This window comes from Nocardioides humi (genome assembly GCF_006494775.1).
GTDB lineage: Bacteria > Actinomycetota > Actinomycetes > Propionibacteriales > Nocardioidaceae > Nocardioides > Nocardioides humi.
This window is the reverse complement of sequence record NZ_CP041146.1, coordinates 187225-209039: the sequence shown is the minus strand read 5'-3', so window position 1 is coordinate 209039 and position 21815 is coordinate 187225. Positions and strand designations below refer to the sequence as shown.

15 protein-coding genes are annotated in these 21815 nt (G+C 74.2%); 10 read left to right on the top strand and 5 right to left on the bottom strand.

The window, feature by feature from the left end:
- The first annotated feature begins 7 nt into the window (after positions 1-7).
- Positions 8-2692 carry a DNA polymerase I gene (gene polA, locus FIV44_RS00955; RefSeq protein ID WP_141002870.1) on the top strand — a complete coding sequence of 895 codons (2685 nt, stop codon included), beginning with the start codon at positions 8-10 and terminating at the stop codon, positions 2690-2692.
- 14 nt (positions 2693-2706) lie between these two features.
- Here polA and FIV44_RS00950 read toward each other — a convergent pair whose 3' ends face one another.
- Complete coding sequence (locus FIV44_RS00950; protein WP_246086745.1) at positions 2707-3963, bottom strand: oligosaccharide flippase family protein; 1257 nt, start codon at positions 3961-3963, stop codon at positions 2707-2709.
- A gap of 105 nt (positions 3964-4068) precedes the next feature.
- Here FIV44_RS00950 and FIV44_RS00945 point away from each other — a divergent pair, with 105 nt between their 5' ends.
- The 8 genes from FIV44_RS00945 (at position 4069) to pgfA (ending at position 14784) form a co-directional block, all read left to right on the top strand.
- Positions 4069-8286, top strand: a complete 4218-nt coding sequence (locus tag FIV44_RS00945; protein ID WP_141002868.1) for an alpha-(1->3)-arabinofuranosyltransferase domain-containing protein — start codon at positions 4069-4071, stop codon at positions 8284-8286.
- On the top strand, positions 8174-8752 hold the full coding sequence (locus FIV44_RS30100) for a hypothetical protein (RefSeq protein ID WP_181410908.1): 579 nt from the start codon (positions 8174-8176) through the stop codon (positions 8750-8752). Before FIV44_RS00945 ends, FIV44_RS30100 begins: the two co-directional genes overlap by 113 nt.
- On the top strand, positions 8701-9879 hold the full coding sequence (locus FIV44_RS00940) for a hypothetical protein (RefSeq protein WP_141002867.1): 1179 nt from the start codon (positions 8701-8703) through the stop codon (positions 9877-9879). Before FIV44_RS30100 ends, FIV44_RS00940 begins: the two co-directional genes overlap by 52 nt.
- Entirely contained in the window at positions 9876-11468 is a 1593-nt protein-coding gene (locus FIV44_RS00935; RefSeq protein WP_141002866.1) for an MmpA family trehalose lipid delivery protein, read from the top strand. Before FIV44_RS00940 ends, FIV44_RS00935 begins: the two co-directional genes overlap by 4 nt.
- Before the next feature lie 141 nt (positions 11469-11609).
- Positions 11610-11741 (top strand): hypothetical protein, encoded by a 132-nt coding sequence (locus FIV44_RS32995; protein WP_281285791.1) that lies wholly within the window; start codon positions 11610-11612, stop codon positions 11739-11741.
- Between the two features lie 96 nt (positions 11742-11837).
- Positions 11838-12602, top strand: coding sequence for a dolichyl-phosphate beta-glucosyltransferase (locus tag FIV44_RS00930; protein ID WP_141002865.1), 765 nt, complete (start codon positions 11838-11840; stop codon positions 12600-12602).
- Entirely contained in the window at positions 12602-13801 is a 1200-nt protein-coding gene (locus FIV44_RS00925) for a glycosyltransferase family 4 protein (protein WP_141002864.1), read from the top strand. Before FIV44_RS00930 ends, FIV44_RS00925 begins: the two co-directional genes overlap by 1 nt.
- Before the next feature lie 14 nt (positions 13802-13815).
- The gene (pgfA, locus tag FIV44_RS00920; protein ID WP_141002863.1) at positions 13816-14784 is read left to right on the top strand and encodes a cell envelope lipid trafficking protein PgfA; all 969 of its coding nucleotides are present in this window, start codon (positions 13816-13818) and stop codon (positions 14782-14784) included.
- A 2-nt stretch (positions 14785-14786) separates the two neighbouring features.
- On the opposite strand, the gene FIV44_RS00915 is transcribed toward pgfA, so the two are convergent.
- From FIV44_RS00915 to FIV44_RS00900, 4 genes are all read right to left on the bottom strand, one after another.
- A complete protein-coding gene (locus FIV44_RS00915) occupies positions 14787-15809 on the bottom strand; it encodes a hypothetical protein (protein WP_141002862.1) in 1023 nt (340 codons plus the stop codon).
- Complete coding sequence (locus FIV44_RS00910; RefSeq protein ID WP_141002861.1) at positions 15806-16504, bottom strand: class I SAM-dependent methyltransferase; 699 nt, start codon at positions 16502-16504, stop codon at positions 15806-15808. Before FIV44_RS00910 ends, FIV44_RS00915 begins: the two co-directional genes overlap by 4 nt.
- A gap of 68 nt (positions 16505-16572) precedes the next feature.
- Positions 16573-19044, bottom strand: coding sequence for an Ig-like domain-containing protein (locus FIV44_RS00905; RefSeq protein WP_141002860.1), 2472 nt, complete (start codon positions 19042-19044; stop codon positions 16573-16575).
- 259 nt (positions 19045-19303) lie between these two features.
- Positions 19304-20098, bottom strand: a complete 795-nt coding sequence (locus FIV44_RS00900) for a class I SAM-dependent methyltransferase (RefSeq protein ID WP_141002859.1) — start codon at positions 20096-20098, stop codon at positions 19304-19306.
- A 173-nt stretch (positions 20099-20271) separates the two neighbouring features.
- On the opposite strand from FIV44_RS00900, the gene rpsA reads away from it, so the two are divergent.
- Positions 20272-21747 (top strand): 30S ribosomal protein S1, encoded by a 1476-nt coding sequence (gene rpsA, locus FIV44_RS00895; protein WP_141002858.1) that lies wholly within the window; start codon positions 20272-20274, stop codon positions 21745-21747.
- The last annotated feature ends 68 nt before the right edge of the window (positions 21748-21815 follow it).

Below are 21815 nucleotides of genomic sequence, written 5' to 3'. Positions count from 1 at the left end.
TCGCCGGGTGCCCGAGTCCTCACGTCCGCGTCTGCTGCTCCTCGACGGCCACTCGCTGGCCTACCGCGCCTTCTTCGCCCTCCCGGTCGAGAACTTCTCGACCGCGACCGGCCAGAACACCAATGCGGTCTACGGGTTCACCTCGATGCTGGTCAACGTGCTGCGCGACGAGCAGCCGACCCACGTCGCCGTCGCGTTCGACGTCTCGCGGCAGACGTTCCGCACCGAGGAGTACTCCGAGTACAAGGCCAAGCGCAACAAGACCCCGGGCGAGTTCAGCAGCCAGCTCCCGCTGATCGAGCGGATGCTCGACAGCTTCTCGATCAGGTACATCAAGCACGCCGGCTACGAGGCCGACGACATCATCGCCACTCTGGTCACCCAGGCGCTCGCCGACGAGACCAGCGGTCTGGAGGTGCTCATCCTCACCGGCGACCGCGACTCCATCCAGCTGGTCACCGACCGTTCGACGGTGCTCTACCCGATGCGCGGGGTCTCCGACCTGGCCCGGATGACCCCCGCCTACGTCGAGGACAAGTACGGCGTCCCGCCGCACCGCTACCCCGAGCTCGCCGCGATCGTCGGGGAGACCTCCGACAACCTGCCGGGCGTGCCCGGCGTCGGCGCGGGCTTCGCCGCGAAGTGGATCAACACCTACGACGGCCTCGACAACGTGATCGCCCAGGCCGACAAGATCACCGGCAAGAAGGGCGAGGCGCTCCGCGAGCACCTCGGCGACGTCATCCGCAACCGCCGGCTCAACGCGCTGGTCCGCGACCTCGACCTCGGCGTGGCGGTCGACGACCTGGTCCTGGGGGAGTGGGACCGTGCGTCGGCCCTCGAGCTCCTCGACGAGCTGGAGTTCCGCGGCGAGCTGCGCACCCGGATCCTCGACGTCGTCGCCCCGGGCGAGGACGTCCCGGTCGAGACCGGCGTCGAGCTCGACGGCACGACCCTCGCCCCCGACGCCGTCGGCGCCTGGCTCGACGAGATCGGCGACGCGACCGTCGGCCTGTCCGTCCGCGGCGCCTGGGGCAGCGGCACCGGCCGGGTGACCGGGCTCGCCTTCGCCCTCGCCGATGGCCGGGCGGCGTACGTCGACGTCGAGGCGATGAGCCCCGCCGACGACGCCGCGGTCGCCGCGTGGCTCGCCGACACCGCCCGCCCGAAGGTGCTCCACGACGCCAAGGGCCCGCTGCTGGCGCTCGCCGCGCAGGGCTGGACCCTCGCCGGCGTGGTCGAGGACACCGCCCTCGCGGCGTACCTCGTCGCCCCCGACCAGCGCTCCTACGACCTCGCCGACCTCACCCTGCGCTACCTCCACCGCGAGCTGGCCCCGGCCGGCGACGACGACCAGGGGATGCTCTTCGACGAGGGCGCCAACACCGCCAACAGCGCGATGGTCCAGGCCCGCGCCGCCCTCGACCTGTCCGCCGAGCTCGCCGACGAGGTGGAGAGGGCCGGCGGTCGCTCGCTGCTGACCGAGGTCGAGATGCCGCTCGTCGGCGTCCTCGCCGCGATGGAGCAGACCGGCATCGCCATCGACACCGACCATCTCGAGGGCCTGGAGGCGCACTTCGGCGAGGAGGTGCGCAAGGAGGCCGAGGAGGCGTACGCCGTCATCGGCAAGGAGATCAACCTCGGCTCGCCCAAGCAGCTGCAGGTCGTGCTCTTCGACGAGCTCGACATGCCGAAGACCAAGCGCACCAAGACCGGCTACACCACCGACGCCGACGCGCTGCAGGCGCTCTACGTCAAGACCGAGCACCCGTTCCTGCTCCACCTGCTGCGCCACCGCGAGGTGATCCGGCTGCGGCAGACCATCGAGGGCCTGCTCAAGACGGTCCAGCCCGACGGCCGGATCCACACCACCTTCCACCAGACCATCGCCGCCACCGGCCGGCTCTCCAGCACCGAGCCCAACCTGCAGAACATCCCGGTCCGCACCGAGGAGGGCCGCCGGATCCGGGAGAGCTTCGTCGTCGGCAGCGGGTACGCCGAGCTGATGACGGCCGACTACAGCCAGATCGAGATGCGGATCATGGCCCACCTCTCGGAGGACGCGCTGCTCATCGACGCGTTCCGCACCGGCCGCGACTTCCACGCCGAGACCGCCTCCCGGGTCTTCGACGTCGCGCCCGGCGAGGTCACCCCGGAGATGCGGGCCAAGATCAAGGCGATGAACTACGGCCTCGCCTACGGCCTGTCCGCCTTCGGCCTCTCCCAGCAGCTCGGCATCGAGCCGAAGGAGGCCAGCGGGCTGATGGAGGAGTACTTCGAGACCTTCGGCGGCATCCGCGACTACCTCACCGGCGTCGTCGACGAGGCCCGCCGCACCGGCTTCACCGAGACCATCATGGGCCGGCGCCGCTACCTGCCCGACCTCACCAGCGACAACCGGATGCGTCGCGAGGCCGCCGAGCGGATGGCGCTCAACGCCCCCATCCAGGGCTCGGCCGCCGACCTGATCAAGGTCGCCATGCTCCGCACCGACGCCGCCCTGCGCGACGCCGGGCTGCGCTCGCGGATGCTGCTGCAGGTCCACGACGAGCTCGTGTTCGAGGTCGCCGAGGGCGAGCGGGAGGCGCTCGAGACCCTGGTCCGTGAGCAGATGGCCGGCGCCGCCGACCTCACCGTCCCGCTCGACGTCTCCGTCGGCACCGGCCGGTCCTGGCATCAAGCGGCGCACTAGTGGTCAGCCTGACGTCAGGCGGCGGAGGCGTCCTCGTCGTCGCGGCGGTGCCGGGCGACCTGCAGCACGACCAGCACGACCAGCACCACCAGGTCGATGCAGGCGACCCGGGTGGCGAGCCCGGCGACCGAGGTGGCGGTGGAGCCGACGCCGACGAGGGTGAGCACGCCGATGCCGACGAGGTACTTCGTGGAGGCCCCGCGGCGAGCCAGGCCGGCGTACACGAGCAGCTGGAGCAGGGCGAGGAGCGCGCCGAGCACGGCGAACATCCACAGGCGGTCCTGCACGCCGGCGTAGTCCCTGCCGCCGATGAAGACGAGGGCGAGATCGGAGAGGAGGTAGGTCGCGCCGACGCAGACCGCGCCCAGGCTGCTCAGGAACGCCAGGCCCTTCGCGAGCGCGGCCCGGCTCCCGGTGCCCTCCGACATGGACGGGAACAGCACCACCACGGCGAACTGCGGCAGGAACAGGACGGCCTTGGTGACGATCAGACCGCCGGCGTACAGGCCGGCGTCGTGCTCGTCGAGGGTGACCCGGGCGACGACGACGTCGAGGTTCGCGATCGCGAAGAAGGCCAGCAGCGCGATCGAGCTGCCCAGGGTCTCGCGCAGCACGTCGTGACGGATCTCGGACTCCGTCACGCTCGTCGTACGGCGCGGGTGCCGGCCCAGCGCCCAGGAGCCCACGAAGACCGGCACCCACGACGCCACCAGCATGGCGAGCATCGCGCTCGTCTCCGAGCGCCAGGCGAGCAGGAAGGCGATCCCGAGCACCACCCGGGGGATGCCGACGGCGAGGTAGACCAGGCTGAGCGGGAGCCAGCGGCGCTCGCCCTGGAGGACGCCGGCCTGGGCGCCCATCACCGTCACCGGCACCACGCTCAGGCCCAGGAGCAGTGCGGGCAGCAGGCCGTCGAGGCGCAGCAGGCTGGTCACGAGCGGCGCCGCCAGGACCATGACCGCGCCGAGCACGAGGGCGGCGCGCCAGCCCGTGCGCAGGGCCGCGGCCTCGACGGCGGCGACGTGCTCCGGGTCGGCGGCGATCCGGCGGGCGGAGGTCGCCTGCAGGCCCAGCTGGAGGACGGAGAGGACCAGCAGCAGCGCCAGGACGCCGGCCAGCGCGCCGTACTGACCGGGGCCGAGCAGCCGGGCCGAGACGATCTGGAAGCCGTAGGTGCCGACGTTCATCACCCCCATCGCGATCGCGATGCCGGCGCTGCTGCGCAGCAGCCGGGCCAGGCGCGAGCCCGCGGAGTGGGTGGTCGTCGTCACCAGAGCAGGTTAGGGGGACGACCGGCCCGAACCGAAGCCGACCCGGTCGCGGCGCCCGCGCGTCTCCTACAGTGACGCCGGGCACTCGGTCGGGAGGGAGGTGCGATGAGGGAGACGTCCGCACCGCGGGGCACGGGCGTGGCGGTGACGCTGTACGCCGTCGTCGCGGTCCTCATGCTGCTGCAGCAGCCCGGCACGACGACGTACGACACCCGCGCCGAGCTGACCGAGCGTCCCGGGAGCTTCCTGGCGGGCGCGTTCTCGCTGTGGCACCCGGAGTCGAACTTCGGCGAGTTCCAGAACCAGGCCTACGGCTACCTCTTCCCGCAGGGCACCTGGTTCTGGCTCGCCGACCTGCTCGGCGTGCCGGACTGGGTCGGCCAGCGGCTCTGGTCCGCGCTCATCCTGATCGTGGCCTGCGAGGGCGCGCGCCGGGTGGCCCGCGCGGTCGGGCTCGCCGACCTGCCGGCGCTCCTCGCCGGGGCCTTCTTCGCCCTCTCGCCCCGGCTGCTCGGCACGGTGACCGTGCAGACCGCCGAGTCGCTGCCGGGTGCGGTGATGCCCTGGCTGGTGCTGCCGGTCGTGCTGCACCTGCGCGGCCGCCTGCCGGGACGGTCGGCGGCACTGCTCAGCGGCGCGGCGGTCGTGTGCATGGGTGGCGTCAACGCGGTCGAGACGGCCGCCTGCCTCCCGCTCGCCGCCCTGCTCGTGCTCTGGGGAGCCCGTGCCCGGCTGGCGTCGTGGCGCTGGGCGGCGGGCTGGGCGGCCGCGGTCGGCGCGGCCTGCCTGTGGTGGGCGCTGCCGCTGGCGGTGCTCGCGCGCTACGCCCCGCCGTTCTTCGAGTACGTCGAGAGCGCGCGCGACACCACCTCGCTCATCGGCTGGTCCGAGGCGGCGCGCGGCGACTCCTCCTGGCTCGGCTACCTGCTCTCCGGCGACCGTCCCTGGTGGCCGGCCGCCTTCGACCTGGCCACCGACCCGGTGCTGATCGTGGTCGCGGCCGTCCTCGCCGGCGTCGGGCTGGCCGGGCTGGTGCTCATGGACAGCCCGGTCCGCCGCCCGCTGCTGCTCGCCGCGCTGCTCGGCCTCGGCTGCCTGACCGTCGCCCACGGCGGCGTTGCGGGCGCCCCGGTCGCGGACGCCGTCCGCGGCCTGCTGGACGGGCCGCTGCAGATCTTCCGCAACGTCCACAAGATCGACCCGGTGGTGCGGCTCCCCCTCGCCCTCGGCTTCGGTACGGCGGTCGCCGCCGGCGTCGCGCGCCTGGTCGCCCTGCGGCCCCGGCTCGAGCCCGCCCGGGGCGCGCTGCTCCTGGTGCCGCTGCTGCTGGTCGCCCTGCTCGGGCAGCCGTTCCTGGGCGGCCAGACCCGGACGCCGGGGTGGACGGAGATCTCCGATCCCTGGCAGCAGGCCCGCGACTACCTGGCCGCCGAGCGGCGCGGCGAGGCGCCGCGGCAGGGCGACCGCACCCTCGTCGTACCCGGCTCGAGCTTCGCCCAGCAGGACTGGGGCTGGACCCTCGACGAGCCGCTCGCGATCCTCGGCGGCGTCGACCTGGTCAGCCGGACCCAGGTCCCGCTGGTGCCGGGGGAGTCGATCCGCTACCTCTCCGCGCTCGACCAGGCCATCGTCACCGGTCGGGTCACCCCGGCGCTCACGGACCAGCTGGCCCGCGCCGGGATCGGTCATGTGGTGCTGCGCCGCGACCTGCTCCGCGGGCTCACCCGCTCGCCGCATCCGGGCGGCGCGGCGGTCGCGCTCGCGAAGGCGGGCCTGCAGCGGGTGGCCGGCTTCGGGACCGGCGCCGACGGCGAGGCCGCGGTGGAGGTCTTCCGGGTCCCGCGCCGGCTGCCGCTGGTCCGGGCGAGCGCGGTCGACGACGTCGTGACCGTGCGCGGCGCGGCGGAGAGCGTCCTGCTGGCCCAGGCGTCCGGCCAGGTCCGGCCCGACCAGCCGACCGTCCTGGAGGGCGAGCCCGGCTGGGAGCGCCCCGCCGACCTGGTCACGGACGCCGACCAGCGCCGGGAGCGGGCATTCGGCAACAACGACGAGGGCGTCTCCGCCCTGATGACGGCCGACGAGCCGTGGCGGGTCGAGCGGGCCGCCCACGACTTCCCGGGCGGTCCCGGCGGCGACCAGGTGGTCGCCCGCTACGTGGGCCTGACGGGCCTCGCGGCCTCCTCGGCCCAGGGGTACGCCGACAACTTCGGCCCGGTCGTGACCGCCTCCGGCCCCTACGCCGCCGTCGACGGCGACCTCGACACCCGCTGGATCAGCTCCGCCGCCGGCGACCCCGAGCGGCAGTGGCTCCGGCTCGACCTCGACGGGCCGCGCGCGGTCCGGGAGGTCACGGTGACGCCGGTCGCCGACGACGCGCAGGTCGTCCCCGTCCGCACCATCGAGGTCGTCGCGGGGGAGCAGCGGGTCCGCGCCCGCGTCGGCGCCTCCGGGGCACCGGTGCGGGTGGCCCTCGACGGCAGCGAGGTCGAGCGGATCGAGGTCCGCGTGGTCGAGGCCGCCACGGCGTCCCGCTCCGCGCGGGTCGGGCTGCGGGAGGTGGCCGTCGACGGGCTCCGGCCCCGCCGTACCTTCGCGGTCCCCGGCGCCACCGGGCCGGACGGCGCCCTGGTGTTCGGCACGGTCCCGGGCCGCCGGGCCTGCCTGATCACGCTGACCGTGCCGGACTGCGACGTCACCCGGATCCGGCAACCGGAGGAGGGCGGCGGGCTCGACCGCTCCTTCGGGCTCTCGGCGGCCGGCTCCTACCGCGTCTCCGGGCACGTCGTCGTGCGCAACACCCCGGAGGCGGCGCGGCTGCTCGACCAGGTCGAGCGACGGCCCCCGGTCGAGGTGACCTCGTCCTACGGCGGCGACCCCAAGGTCGCCGGCCGGTTCGCGTACGACGGCCAGCCGACCACCGCATGGGTCTCCGACGACAGCGACCTGTACCCCACGCTGACCTTCGAGTGGCGCCGGACCCGCACGATCACCGCGCTCGCGGTCCGCTCCGGCGGTGTCGCGGGCGCGCCGGTCGCCGCCGTCGTCACCTCCGGCGACGACACGCAGCGGGTGGTGCTCGACACCGACGACCCGGTCGAGATCGAGCCGGTCCGGACCAACCGGCTCCAGGTGCGGTTCGAGAAGGCGCCGGACTCCCGTCACGTCGTGGTGCCCGAGATCGCCCTGTCCGGCGTCAACCTCACCCGCCCGCTCGTGGCCGGCGCCCCGACCGGTGCGGTGTGCGGCTTCGGCCCGGTGGTGGAGGTCGCCGGCCGCCGGGTCCCGACCCGGGTGACGGGCACCATGGCCGACCTGGTCAACGGGACGCCGCTGGCCTTCGAGGGCTGCGACCCCGAGGAGGACGACGCGGCCGGGACGGTCCGGCTGCCGGCGGGCGAGCACGACCTCGGCGTCCGGCCGACGCCCGAGTTCGACGTCGCGGATGTCGCGCTGGTGCCCGCCACGGACGCCGCCACGGACGCCGCCACGGCGCAGGTCCGCGATCGCGACGTCGCCGTCGAGCACTGGGACAGCGGCCGCCGGACCGTCCGGGTCGGCGGCGGCCCGGACGCCGTGCTCTGGCTCCCCGAGAACGCCAACGCCGGCTGGATCGCCGAGCTCGACGGGCGGCGGCTCGAGCCGATCCGGGTCGACGGCTGGCAGCAGGGCTGGCTGCTGCCCGCGGGCGACGCCGGGACGGTCCGTCTCCGCTACGCCCCCGAGCGGACGTACGGCGTCGTGCTGCCCCTCGGCCTCGCGGTGAGCGGCGGCGTCCTCCTGGCCGGCGCGGCCTGCCTGGTCCTGCTCCTCGTCCGGCGGCGCTCGCGCACGCCGTGGCGACCGTGGCCGGAGCCGCCGGGCGCCGGGCCGGCGCCCGGCTGGTGGGCGGCCGCCCTGGGGGTCGCCCTGGTCCTGCTCGGCCCGGTCGCCGCGGCCGGGCTGCTCGTCGGTGCGCTCCTGCCCCGCACGGACCGGCACCGGTGGTGGTCGGCGGGGCCGTGCTGGCGCTGGCGGCCGCCTCGGGTCTGCTCGACGCGCTCGGCGGGTCCCGGTTCGTCACCGGCAGCGCCGACGTCGCCGCCGCGCTCGCGGTGGGCCTGGTCGCCGGCCTCGTCCTCGGCCGGCCCCGACCCCGGCGCCGGGCGGAGGTGGCGCCATGAGCGCGTGGCGCGGACGCCAGGGAGCCGCGGCGATCGCCGTCCTGCTGACGATGGTGGTCGGCAGGGCCGTGCTGCTGGCGGGCTCCTGGTTCAACCAGGACGACTTCTACCTCTCGGGCCGGGCCGCGGCAGCCGACCTGACCCCGGAGTTCCTGGTCCGTGACACCGCGGGCCACGTGAACCCGCTGCAGCAGCTGGCGTACTGGCTGCTGGCCCACCTGGCGCCGTACAGCTGGGGCACGGTGGCGACCTTCGTCCTGCTCCTGCAGACCGCGGCGACCGTGGTGATGTGGCTGCTGCTGACCCGGCTGCTGGGGGAGCGGTGGAGCCGGGTGGTCCTCCTCGCGGTCTTCGCGTGGGCGCCGCTGACCCTCGCCACGACGCTGTGGTGGAGCGCGGCGATGGGCCTGTGGCCGCACGTGCTCTGCTCGCTGCTCGCGGTCTGGCTGCTGGTCCGCTGGCGGCAGGGCGATGCGCGCCCGCTCCTGGCGGTGCTCGCGATCGTCGCCACGACCGTGGTCGGCCTGCTCTGGCACGAGCGCGCGGTGCTCATCCCCCGGTCCTGTACGGCGTCGCGGTGGCCCTCGCCGACGAGGCGACCGGCTGGCGGCGGCTGTGGGCGGCGCTGACGCGGTTCCGCTGGCTGTGGGCCGCGCAGGTGCTGCTCCTGGCCGGGTTCCTCGGGGCGCACGGCCTGCTCACCGACGTCGAGGGCGGCGACAGCACCTGGCGGCAGCGGCTCGAGGTGAGCTGGTCGTTCCTCGGCCGCAATGTCGTGCCGGGGCTGCTCGGCGGGCCGTGGACGGGTGAGCTCGACGGCGGCGCGGTCCGGCCGGCGGTGTGGGTGGTCGTGCTGTCCCTGCTGCTGGCCCTCGCGGGCGCGGTGCTGCTCCTCCTGCGCGGCGGGCCGGCCCGCCGCTGGGGCCTGGCGCTCCTGGCCGGCTATGTCGCCGCCGACCTCGCGCTGCTGCTGTCCGGGCGCGCCGGCTTCGGCTCCATCATCGGCCTCGACCCGCGCTACTCCTCCGACACCGTGCACGCCGCCGTGCTGTGCGTCGCCCTCTGCCTGCGCGGCTCCGCGCCCTGGCTCGGCCTGCTGGCGTCGGCGTCCGCGCGCCTGCGCGGGACGGTCGTCGCCGGCGTCGTCGTCCTGTACGGCGCCGCGTCGGCCGCCGGCACCGCGCTGCTCGTGCCGCACTTCCAGAACACCGAGGACAGGGCGTTCGTGACCACGCTGCGGGCCGACTTCGCCGCGAACCCGACCGTCGTCCTCTTCGACCGGCTCGCGCCCAGCGACGTCGTGCTGCCGCTGGTCGGCGCCGACTCCCAGCTGTCGCGGATCCTCGCCCCCTTGCCCGAGCACCTGCGCTTCGACGAGCCGTCCGCCCGGCTGCGGCAGGTCGCGGACGACGGCAGCCTGCACCCGGTCGAGCTCGCGGGCGCCGTCCCCGCGGAGGAGGGGCCGGACGGGGAGTGCGGCTACGAGGTCGACAGCGCGTCGCAGACCGTGCCGTTCGTCGTACCCCTCGACGGGCGGTTGCTGGTCCGCGTCTCCTACTTCACGTCGCGGGAGTCCACCGTCACCGTCACGGCCGGCGGCTGGGACGCCGAGTTCCTCGCCACCCGCGGGCCGAACGAGATGTGGCTCGTGCTGCCCGATCTGCCGGGCCGGGTCGACGCGCTCGCCCTCCGGGGCGACGGCCGGGCGACGGTCTGCGTCACCGGCGTCGAGGCCGGTCTGCCGGAGCAGCCGTGATCCTGCGACGGACGGCCGGGCCGGACCTCGCCGTGACCGCGGCGGTCACGGTCGTGGTGCTGGGGCCGCTGCTGGCCGGCGGTGGGTACTGGCTGTTCGGCGACATGGTCTTCGTCCCGCGCCAGCCCTGGAAGAGCGCCTGGCTCGGGCTGGACGGCTCGCTGCCGCGCGCGGTCCCCATGGACGCGCTGGTCTCCCTGGCCACCCACGTGGTGCCCGGCGGCGTCGTGCAGCGGCTCCTGCTGGCGGGCGGCCTGCTCGCCGGCGGTCTCGGCGTGGCCCGGCTCGTGGCCGACCAGCGGTGGTACGCCCGCGCCGCCGCGATCACGCTCTTCTGCTGGAACCCCTGGGTCCACGAGCGGCTCCTGATCGGCCAGTGGGCGATCCTGCTCGGCTACCTGCTGCTGCCGTGGGTGGCCCGCGCCGCGCTCCGGCTGCGCGCCGACCCTCGCGACTGGGGACCGGCGGCGGTCGTGCTCGTGCTGTCGGCGGTGTGCAGCCCGTCGAGCGGCGTGATGGCGATCGGCGTGCTCGGCGTCCTCGCACTGGGCCGGAACCCCCGTACCTGGGCGCGATGCGCCGTCCTGGCCGTCGGCGCCAACCTCACCTGGGCGGCACCCGCCCTGACCGCGACCACCACGCGGGTGACGACCGACGGGGTCTTCGAGGGTTTCGCGGCCCGCGCCGAGTCCGCAGCCGGTACGGCGGCCAGCGTCCTCTCACTCGGCGGCATCTGGAAGACCTCGATCCTGCCCGAGGAGCGCACCAGCGCGGTGCTGGTCCTGCTCTCCTGCCTGCTGACCCTCGTGGCCCTCGCCGGGCTGGCCCGGAGCGGGCCGGACCGCCGCCGCTGGGCGGTCCTCGGTGCCGCCGCCCTCGTCCTGGCGCTCGCCCCGGCCGTGCCCGGCGGCAGCGACCTGCTGGAGCGCCTGGCCGACCCGGTCCCCGGGCTGGCCCTGCTCCGCGACTCCCACCGGTTCCTCGCCCCGTTCGGCCTCGTCCTGGCCGTCGGCGCCGCGCACGCCGTGACTGCCCTGCGCTCCCGGATCCGCCCCGGGACGCAGGCGCTGTGGAGCGCGATCGTGCTCGTCGTGGTGGCGCCGGTGCTGCTGCTGCCGAGCCTGGCCTGGGGCGCCCTGGGCGAGCTGCAGCGCTCGTCGTACCCGCAGGCGTGGGAGGACGTCGCCGACCTCGTCGGGTCCGGCGACACCACGGTCGTGCTGCCGTGGGAGGGCTCCTACCGCGGCTACCCGTGGAACCACCGCCGTGCCGTGCTCGACCCCGCGCCCCGGCTGCTGCCCGGCGAGGTGCTGGTGGACGACCGGGTGCTGCTGGGCGACCGCGTCGTGCCGCCCGAGGACCCGCGGGTGGTGGCGGCGACCCTCGCCCTGGCCGACCCGGATCCCGCCGGGGCGCTGCGCGCGAACGGCGTGCGCTGGGTGCTCGTCGAGCGCGGGATGGGGGAGCCCGACGTCCCCGTCGGCGCGGTCGTGTACGACGCCGGGGGCTGCTGCTCGTCGACCTCGCCGCCGGTGGCCCGGTCGCGTCCCGTGGGGCGTCGGCCGGCCTGGACCGGCAGATTCTCGTAACGATCGGGCATTCTTGCGCGATTCTCTTGCTCTTGCTGGGGGTTGCATGGATACTCGCCAGTAGGGAGTAACGGGCGTCACATTCATGAGGGTCATGGGGGAGTGCCGCCCGGGTGCCGGTCTTTGGGAGGGGACCGTCGCATGAACACGATCATCGCCACTGTCGTCGGGGCGCTCGCCTCGACCGTCGTCCTCGTCGCCGGCGTCAACGCCGCGCAGGGTGAGCACAAGCCCGTCAGCAACGAGAAGCTCTACAGCTACGCCGACCAGTAGGTCCCTCGCCGCAACCCCGCGCCCTCGCGGCCGGGAGCGCGGTTCGTCGTACGTCCCCTCGAGGGACGGGTTGAGCAGACGGCTTGGGAGGGTCCGATGCTGCAGATCGTCATACCGGCGTACAACGAGGAGCGCCGGCTGCCGCGCACGTTGCGCGAGCTGCGCCGCCACGTGACGGAGCACCGCGGGGTGCTCGGCCGGGTGGAGGTGCTCGTCGTCGACAACGCGAGCACCGACCGCACCGCCGAGGTCGCGCGGGCCGCCGACACGGCGGCACTGCCGGTGCGGGTCCTGCGCTGCGCACGCCGGGGCAAGGGCGCCGCCGTGCGTGCGGGGCTGCTGGCCACCGACGCCGACCTGGTGTGCTTCATGGACGCCGACGGCGCGACCGGCCTCGACGCGATCGAGGCGGCCTGGCGGCAGATGCTGCTCGGCGCCGACGTCGTGATCGGGTCCCGCGCGCTCGCTGCGAGCGAGACCGAGGCGCGGCACTGCCGCACCCGCTCGGTCGGCGCGGCGGCGTACCGGCGCCTCGCCGGGCGGCTGGTGCCCGGCATCGCCGACACCCAGTGCGGCTTCAAGGTCTTCCGGGGCAGCGTGGCCCGCCAGGTCGCGCGCCGCCTGCAGACGCCGGGGTTCTCCTTCGACGTCGAGCTGCTGGTCCGGCTGCGCGCCGCCGGCGCCCACGTCCAGGAGATCCCGGTGACCTGGACCGACGTGCCCGGATCGACCTTCGTGCCGTCCCGGCACGGCGCCGGGGCGTTCGCCGAGCTGGCCCGGATCGCCTGGCGCTGCCGTGCCCTGGACCGTCCGGCACCGGTCGCCGTCCCGGCCGCCGCGGCGATCGCGGGGGGCCACTGATGGCCCGGGTCGTCGTCGTCAACTGGCGTGACCTGGACCACTCGCTGGCCGGCGGCGCGGAGATCTACGCCTGGCAGTTCGCCCGTGCCCTGCACGAGGGCGGCATGCAGGTGACCTTCGTGACCGCCCGCGACGAGGGCCAGGCCGCGCGCGAGGTCCGCGACGGGATCGCCGTACGGCGGGGCGGGGGCGCGCTGACCTTCTACCTCTTCGCGCTGGCCTGGCTGCTGAGGCACCGCCGCCGGATCGACGCCGTGATCGACCCGGCCTGTGGGCTGCCGTCCTTCTCGCCGCTGGTGCTGCGCCGCGGGACGCCGGCCCTGCTGATCGTCCACCACGTCCACCAGGCCCAGTTCGCGGTGCACTTCCCGGCTCCGGTGGCCGCCTTCGGCCGCTGGATGGAGCGGGTCGCGATGCGCCGGGTCTACCGGCACCACGTCACCGCGGCGGTGTCCGCGTCGACGGTGGCCGAGATGCGCGACCAGCTCGGCTGGACCGGCGACATCCGGATCCTCGAGAACGGCGCCGACCTGCCACCGGCCGGCCTGCTCGACGCCGCCGCGAAGGACCCCGACCGGATCGTCGTCCTCGGCCGCCTGGTCACCCACAAGCGGGTCGACCTCGTCCTGGAGACGGTACGCCGCGTCCAGGCGCGCCCCGAGCTCGCCGGCCGCCGGCTGCGGGTCGACGTGATCGGACGCGGACCCGAGCACGACCGGCTGGTCGCGCTCGCCACCGAGCTCGGCCTCGCGGACCGGGTCGCCTTCCACGGCTTCCTGCCGGCGGCGCAGAAGGACGCCCTGCTCGCGCGGGCGGCGGTGCACGCGTGCGCCTCCGACGCCGAGGGCTGGGGCCAGGCCGTGATCGACGCGGCCGCCCACGGCGTCCCGACCGTGGCGCGCGACGTCCCGGGCCTGCGGGACTCCATCCGGCCCGGCGAGAGCGGCTGGCTGGTCCCCGACAGCGACGACCCCGCCGCCGTCGTCGACCGGCTCGCCGACGCGCTGACCGGTGCGCTGGCCGACGCCGCCGACCCCGGCGGCCGGGTGCTGCGCGCCGAGGCGTGCCTGGCCTGGTCCCACCGGTTCGACTGGTCACAGATGCGCGCCCAGGCGCGCGAGCTGACCGCCCAGCTCCTCGGGCACGTGTCCACGCTGCCCGACCGTCACCATCCACGCGACGCCCGCGTGGCCGTCTGAGAGGTCAAACGCCCATGCGCAGCAAGCTCGCCGCCGTAGCCGTCGGACTCGGCGTCTTCCTGATCGTCGCGGCCGCCCTGGTCCGCTTCTACGCCTACCCGGTGCTGGCCACCGTCCCACCCGACTACGAGGGCGTCACCAAGCTCTCGGCGGAGGACGCCGAGATCTTCAACTCCGACCCCGAGGTGCTGGCGCCGGAGACCACCGATCTCGACATCAGCTCCCGCACCATCGCCGACAGCGGCGCCAAGACGCCCGACGGCGTCGTGGTGTGGGTCAACTCGACCACGGTGAAGCGGGCCGACGGCACCGTCTTCCAGCAGTCCCGCGAGCGGGCGCCCTTCGACGGCACCAGCGGCGCGGCGGTCGACTGCGACGAGTGCGACTCCTGGACCGAGGTCGCCGCCGGCGAGCGCGAGCCGGCCGTCCGCAAGGGCCAGATCTACAAGTTCCCCTTCGACACGCAGAAGAAGGACTACCCGGTCTGGGACGACAACGTGGGCGAGGCGGTCGACGCCGAGTTCGAGGGCGAGGAGACCATCCAGGGCCTGACGGTCTACAAGTTCGTCCAGCACGTCGAGCCCAGCGTCATCGAGACCCGCGAGGTGCCCGGCTCGGTCTTCGGGGTCGACGAGCCGTCGGTCGACGCCGAGATGTGGTACGAGATGACCCGCACGTTCTACGTCGAGCCGAAGACCGGCTCGCCCGTCAACCGGGTCGAGGACCGCGTCCAGGAGCTGCGGTACGACGGCGTCACGGTCCCCGCGTTCGTGGGCACCGTCCACTACACCCAGGCGCAGGTCGACGACCTGGTCGGCGACGCCAAGAGCAACGCCACGCTGCTGGGCGGCATGAAGCTGCTCTTCCCGCTGGTCCTCGTCCTGCTCGGCGCCGCGCTGCTCGCGGCCGGGCTGCTCCTGGGCCGCAGCGCCCGGCACGATCGCGCCGCGCACCGGGACGAGAAGGCGCTCGTGGACGCCTGACCCTAGGACTCCTCTCTGAGGAGGGAGACGACGGCCTCGAGCAGCTGCTCGAGGCCGTTGTCGTTCCATTCCGCGGCGCGGGCCCGCAGCGTCAGCACCGTGCGGCCGCGGTGGCCGACGGCACCGAGCGAGATCCCGGTGCCGCCCGCGGTGACCGGGTGGAAGGCGAGCCGCTCCACCGCCGGCGCGTCGACCTCGCCGAGATGGGACACCAGCAGGGTGGAGCCGAGTCGCGGCGCCAGCACGCGCAGGCCGGTGGCGGTGGCCCGGCCGAGCAGCGGCGTCCAGGGCCGGTCGGCGCCGGGCGCCGGCGGTGTGACGACCGGGGCGCTGCCGAGCGCCTCGGCGACCCCGGCCAGGTCCAGCCGCTCGACGTCGCGCAGCCGCAGCAGCACGCTGTGGTCGCCGAGCCCGCGCGCGGCGCCCTGCGTGCGGACCGCGCCGACGGCGACCGCCACGTGCCGGGCCCGCCGTCCGCGCGTCGCCTGGTGGCGCCCCACGGCCTGCGCGGCCGCGTGGACCAGGGGAGCGACCCGGACGCTGCCCGCGAGCTCGGCGTCCACGAGCACGTCGCCGGGCTCCGGCACCGGCGCCGCGGGAGGAGTCACCCGGGCGGGTGGGCGGAGCGCCACCTCGCCCAGGCGGTGGGCCACGGTCGTGACGAGGCCGCCGGTCGTCGTACGGTCGCCGACGCCGCGGGCCGACGACGTCGCCGGGCCGAGGCCGAGGCGGTCGAGGACGGCGAGCAGGCTCAGCCCGTCGAGTGCGCCGTGGTGGGCCGACACGACGAGCTCGTGGTCGTGGACGCCGACGAGCAGCGGCTCGGGCGCCGCGGCGACGAGCCGGGCACGCAGGTGGGCGAGGCTCGGCGCGGCGAGCGGCGACCGGGAGGGCCAGCCCTGGTCGCGGGCGAGCGCGGCGAGCCGGTCGGCGAGCTCCGCCGGCGGCGGCTGGGGGAGGGTGGCGGTGAGCAGGATCCGCCAGCCGATCCGGGGATCGGCGACCCAGGGCCGCTGGCCGCTCACGGCCGGTGGGCCAGGACCACCAGGCTGACGCCCGGCAGCCGCCTGACCGGCAGCGCCCGCTCCACCGCGAGGGTCGCGCGCAGGCCGGCGTTGAGGACGGGGTGGACCTCCTCCATCTCGCTCTCGGCGGCGTGCTTGTTGCGGCGGCGCGCTCGCACCACCGGCCGGAGCAGGACGTTCCACGACCAGAGGTCGTCGATGACCAGGCCGGCGCCGGTGACGAGGTCGGCCAGCTGCTGCCGCTCGTAGCGGCGCACGTGCCCGAGCGCGACGTCGTGGCCGCTCCACAGGGCCATGCCGGCGGGCACGGCCACCAGGACGCGGCCCCCGGGGCGCAGCACCCGCGCCGTCTCTCGGGCCACCGCCGCGTCGTCGTCGATGTGCTCCCAGGCGTCGGTCGACATCACCAGGTCGACCGACCCGTCGGCGATCGGGAGGTGGCGGCCGTCGCCCCGGACCACCGGGATGCCGCGGCCGGCGGCGATGCCGGCGCCGGTGTCGGTGTACTCGACGCCCACGGCCTGCCAGCCGAGCGCGCGGAGCACCGCGGTGTTGCCGCCCATCCCGCAGCCCACGTCGATCGCGCGGCCGGCCGGCCAGTCGCGGACGGTGCGACAGACCAGCGCCCGGCGGGCGGCGTACCACCAGTGCCGGTGCTCGAGCGCGGCCGACTTGGCGATCTCCTCCGCATCCACGGGCCCACCCTAGTGACAGCGGTCCCGCGGGCAGGCGCCCACGGGACCGCTGTCGTCACGCCCGCCGATCAGCCGTGGCGGCTCGGGTCGTGCTTCTGCTTGATCTCCTTGCCGTCGCGGCCACCGCCCCAGTCGGTGTCGGCCTGCGTCGGGTCGGTCTTCCGGCTCTTGAACCGCTTGTTCTTCTTGCCGGTGACCTCCTGGTAGTCGGTCAGGCCGTCACCGTCGGTGTCCTTGCGGGTCGGGTCGGTCATCCGGACCTTGATCTTGTACTTCCCGCCGTTGGCCTTGGACCGGACGATCTTCTGGCCGATCTTGATGCCCGTGACCTCCTGGAAGTCCGTCAGCTTGTCGCCGTCGGTGTCCTTGTTGCACGGGTTGGTCCGCACCAGGCCGATCGTCTTCGCCTTCCGCGGCTTGCCGCGGTTGGTGTAGTAGACCTGCTGGACGTCGACGCCGTTGACCTCCTGGCCGTCGGTGAGCCCGTCGCCGTCGGTGTCGGGCTTCAGCGGGTCGGTGCTGCCGGCCACGCCGGCCGGGGTGATGCACGCGGTCGGCCCGAAGACCTCCTGGCCGTCCTTGAGCCCGTCGCCGTCGGTGTCCGGGTTCGTCGGGTCAGTCCCCGCCGACGTCTCGGCGCCGTCGTTCAGCCCGTCCCCGTCGGTGTCGGGGTTGTTCGGGTCGGTGCCGTTCTGCTGCTCCTCGTCGTCCGGCACCCCGTCGCCGTCGGTGTCCGTCGGCGCCGTCGGCACCTGGACGGTGAAGGTGACGGTGTCGTCCTCGCCGGTGCCGTTGGCGTCGCCGTCGACGGTGATCGTGTGCTCACCGTCGGTGAGGTCGGTGGTGGGGGTGTGGGTCCAGTTGCCGTCCTGGTCGACCTCGACCTCGACGGGCTCCTGGTCGTCGACGGTGAGGGTGACGGTGGAGCCGGGCTCGCCGGTGCCGGTGATGGTCGGGGTGGGATCGGTGACGGTGGCACCGTCGGTGGGTGCGGTGATCACCGTGTCGGCCGGGGTGACGACCGGCTGGTCGTCGGCCGGGTCGAGCGGGTCGGTGCCGTTCGCGACCTCGTCGCCGTCGTTGACGCCGCCGCCGTCGGTGTCGGCGTTGTTGGGGTCGGTCCCGTGGGTGTTCTCCTCGCCGTCCTCGAGGCCGTCGCCGTCGGTGTCGGCCTCGAGCGGGTCGGTCGGCCTGCCGTCGTACTCGTTGCCGGCGCCGGTCACCTCGTCACCGTCGTCTATCCCGTCGCCGTCGGTGTCGGGGTTGGTGGGGTCGGTGCCGTAGATGGCCTCCTCGTCGTCGGTGAGGCCGTCGCCGTCGGTGTCGACCGGCGGCGTCGTCGAGTCGATCGTGAAGGTGACGGTGTCGTCCACGCCGGCGCCGTCGGCGTCGCCGTCGGCGGTGACGGTGTGCTCGCCGTCGGCCAGCGCGGTCGCCGGGGTGTGGCGCCAGTTGCCGTCCTCGTCCACGACGACCTGGACCGGGTCCTGGTCGTCGATGGTGAGGGTGACGGTGGAGCCGGGCTCGCCGGTGCCGGTGATGGTCGGCGTGGCGTCACCGGTGGTCGAGCCGTCCGCGGGCGCGGTGATCACCGTGTCGGCCGGGGCGACGACGTCGCACTCGATGCCACCCTCCGGTGCGGTGGCCTCCACGTGGGCCGGGCCGACGGCCAGGTCCAGGTTCGCCAGCGTGTTCCCGAGCAGGGTGGCGTTGAGGTGGATCCGGAGCACGGCGTCGAGCGAGCCCTCGCCGGTGGCGCCGTCGGAGGCGTCGGCGAAGTTCGCGAGCCCGATCCGCAGGGTCACCGAGGCGACCCCGAGGTTGATCGGCACGTTCACCATGCCGGTGCCCGCGGGGACGGTCGCGATCGGCACGCCGGCGACCAGCACCTGCGCGGTGAGGTTGCTGTTGACCAGGCCGGCGGTGCCGGTGCTGCCGTCGGACGTCGCGCGGGTGACCACGGCGTCCGAGACACGGACGGTGATGCCGCCGGCGACATTGGCGAGGAGCCTGATGTCCCCGACCGTCGTGCTCGTCTCCGAGACGACGTCGGAGGCGCCGTCCCCGTCCGCGTCGACCAGCTTGGTCGTCGTGGTCGCCTGGACGGCACCGATGTTGGCGACGCCGTCGAGCAGGCCCAGCCCGGCCACCGAGGTGGTCGAGCGGCCCAGCAGCCGCTCGCCGCCGATCGCGGTCGGGCACTCGGTGGCGCTGACGTAGTCGGCCTCCACCTCACCGCTGATGACGCCCAGGCTCGCCAGGACCGGCAGGTCGAGCGGCAGCAGCGTGCCCGCGTCGGAGGCCGACGGCGGTGCGGTGACGCTGATGTCGTCGAGCGTGACCGGGATGCCGATCAGGTCGGCGTCGACGTTCGCGGCGGCGGCGGTGACATTGCCGGACGCCGCGGCGCTGTCGACGGCCGTGGCGGAGTGCCCGACGGGCACCCGTGCGGCCGCGGCGTCGAGCAGGTCGGCCGGCAGGTCGATCAGGTCGGCGTGCGCCGAGCCCGAGAACTCGGCGGGAAGCGGTGCTGCGTTCACGGAGGGCGACGGGAGGGCCACGGCGAAGGCCGCCGCGGTCGTCGCCGCTGTTCCGAGAAGGGCAGCCCGCACGAGGCGTCCACGACGGACGGTGGTGTGAGGCATGAGGTGCTCCTGTGGTCGGTGACATGCCGAAGGCAGCACCTGCCAAGCGCCCCGAGGCCCTCACCCGTGGCTGCTCCCTCCGTGCCGGGATCAACGACGGTTCGCCGATTTCGTCCCGTATCGGATCCGGGAACACCGACCTCTCACCCGGGATCTACCCCGACAGGTCCATCCCGAAGACCGCCGTGCCGGGGGTGAGCCGGCCGCGGGTGCCGGACCAGCCGCCCCACAGCCGCTCGTGGCCCTCCGGCCACTCCGGCTCCAGCAGCGTCGTCAGCCGGAAGCCCGCGTCCGCGAGGAGCGCGACCCAGTCGCCGAGGGTGCGGTGGTGCTCGACGTACGACGTCGCGCCGGTCTCGTCGTCGACCTCGACGTAGGGCGTGCGGTCCCAGTACGACTGGGTCGCGGTGAGCCCCTCCTCGCCGGGGTCGTCGGGGAACATCCACCGGGTCGGGTGCGTGATCGAGAACGCGAACCGCCCGCCCGGGCGCAGCACCCGCGCCGTCTCGGCGACCGCGACGTCGATGTCGGCCACGAACTGCAGCGCCCCGAAGGAGGAGAACACGACGTCGAAGCTGGCGTCGGCGAAGGGGAGCGCGGTGGCGGTGCCCAGGACGCTCGGCACGACGACGCCCGTGGCCTCGTCGATCCGCCGCGAGTGCTGCAGCTGGCGGTGGGACAGGTCCAGGCCGACCGCGCGGCCACCCCGGCTGCGCACCCAGCGCGAGCACTGGCCGGCGCCCGAGCCGACCTCGAGGACGTCGCGGTCCCGGACCTCGCCGAGGATCCCGGCCGCCGCCTCGGTGAGCCCCTCGGGACCCCACACGAAGCCGACGTCGCCGAGGAAGCCGCCGTGCGTGGCCTGGTACTCGTCGGCGTACCGGTCCCAGTCGGCGCCGTTCGCCCGGCGCGACTCGCGCTCGTCGGCCGGACGGCGGTGGGCGGTCACGGGGGGATGCGGCCATTCCTGCACGCTTGCCGAGGATAGTGGTCGCCGGTTGGACTCACGCGTGCGGCGGCGCGTACTCTAGAACGTCTGCGTTCACGCCTGCCCGTGTGCCGGCGCGGGCGCACACGTTCCATCCCGACGACATCTGCCCACCCCAAGGACTGACCGACTTCATGACGAGCACCCTCTCGACCCCGCTCCCGAGCAGCTACGACGACAACGCGCCCCAGGTCGCGGTCAACGACATCGGCTCGGAGGCGGACTTCCTGGCCGCCATCGACCAGACCATCAAGTACTTCAACGACGGCGACATCGTCGACGGCACCATCGTGAAGGTCGACCGGGACGAGGTCCTGCTCGACATCGGCTACAAGACCGAGGGCGTCATCCCCTCGCGCGAGCTGTCCATCAAGCACGACGTCGACCCGTCCGAGGTCGTCGAGGTCGGCGACAAGGTCGAGGCCCTGGTCCTCCAGAAGGAGGACAAGGAGGGTCGCCTGATCCTGTCCAAGAAGCGCGCCCAGTACGAGCGCGCCTGGGGCACGATCGAGGAGATCAAGGAGGCCGACGGCGTCGTCGAGGGCACCGTCATCGAGGTCGTCAAGGGCGGCCTGATCATCGACATCGGCCTCCGGGGCTTCCTCCCGGCGTCGCTGGTGGAGATGCGTCGCGTCCGCGACCTGCAGCCGTACGTCGGCCAGACCCTCGAGGCCAAGATCATCGAGCTCGACAAGAACCGCAACAACGTGGTCCTGTCGCGCCGCGCCTGGCTCGAGCAGACCCAGTCCGAGGTCCGCCACGGCTTCCTCACCCAGCTCCAGAAGGGCCAGATCCGCAAGGGCGTCGTGTCCTCGATCGTCAACTTCGGCGCGTTCGTGGACCTCGGCGGCGTCGACGGTCTCGTCCACGTCTCGGAGCTGTCCTGGAAGCACATCGACCACCCGTCCGAGGTCGTCACCGTGGGCGACGAGGTCACCGTCGAGGTCCTCGATGTCGACATGGACCGCGAGCGCGTCTCCCTGTCGCTGAAGGCGACCCAGGAGGACCCGTGGCAGCACTTCGCCCGGACCCACCAGATCGGCCAGATCGTGCCGGGCAAGGTCACCAAGCTGGTGCCCTTCGGCTCGTTCGTCCGGGTCGAGGAGGGCATCGAGGGCCTGGTCCACATCTCCGAGCTGGCCGAGCGCCACGTCGAGATCCCCGAGCAGGTCGTCCAGGTCAACGACGACGTCATGGTCAAGATCATCGACATCGACCTCGAGCGTCGCCGGATCTCGCTGTCGCTGAAGCAGGCCAACGAGACCGCCGCCGCCGCGGACGTCGAGGAGTTCGACCCGACGCTGTACGGCATGGAGGCCACGTACGACGACCAGGGCAACTACATCTACCCCGAGGGCTTCGACCCGGAGACGGGCGAGTGGCTCGAGGGCTTCGACGAGCAGCGCGCGAAGTGGGAGGAGCAGTACGCCAAGGCGCACGCTCGCTGGGAGGCCCACGTCAAGCAGCAGGCCGACGCCAAGCAGGCCGAGATCGAGGCCGGCGACGCCAGCTCCTACTCCTCGGCCCCGGCCGAGGACACCAGCGGCGGCTCGCTCGCCTCGGACGAGGCGCTGCAGGCGCTCCGCGAGAAGCTGACCGGCGGCAACTGAGTCACCGGCTCCGCAGCACGCACGAAGGCCCCGACCTGACGGTCGGGGCCTTCGGGCTTTTCGAAGGG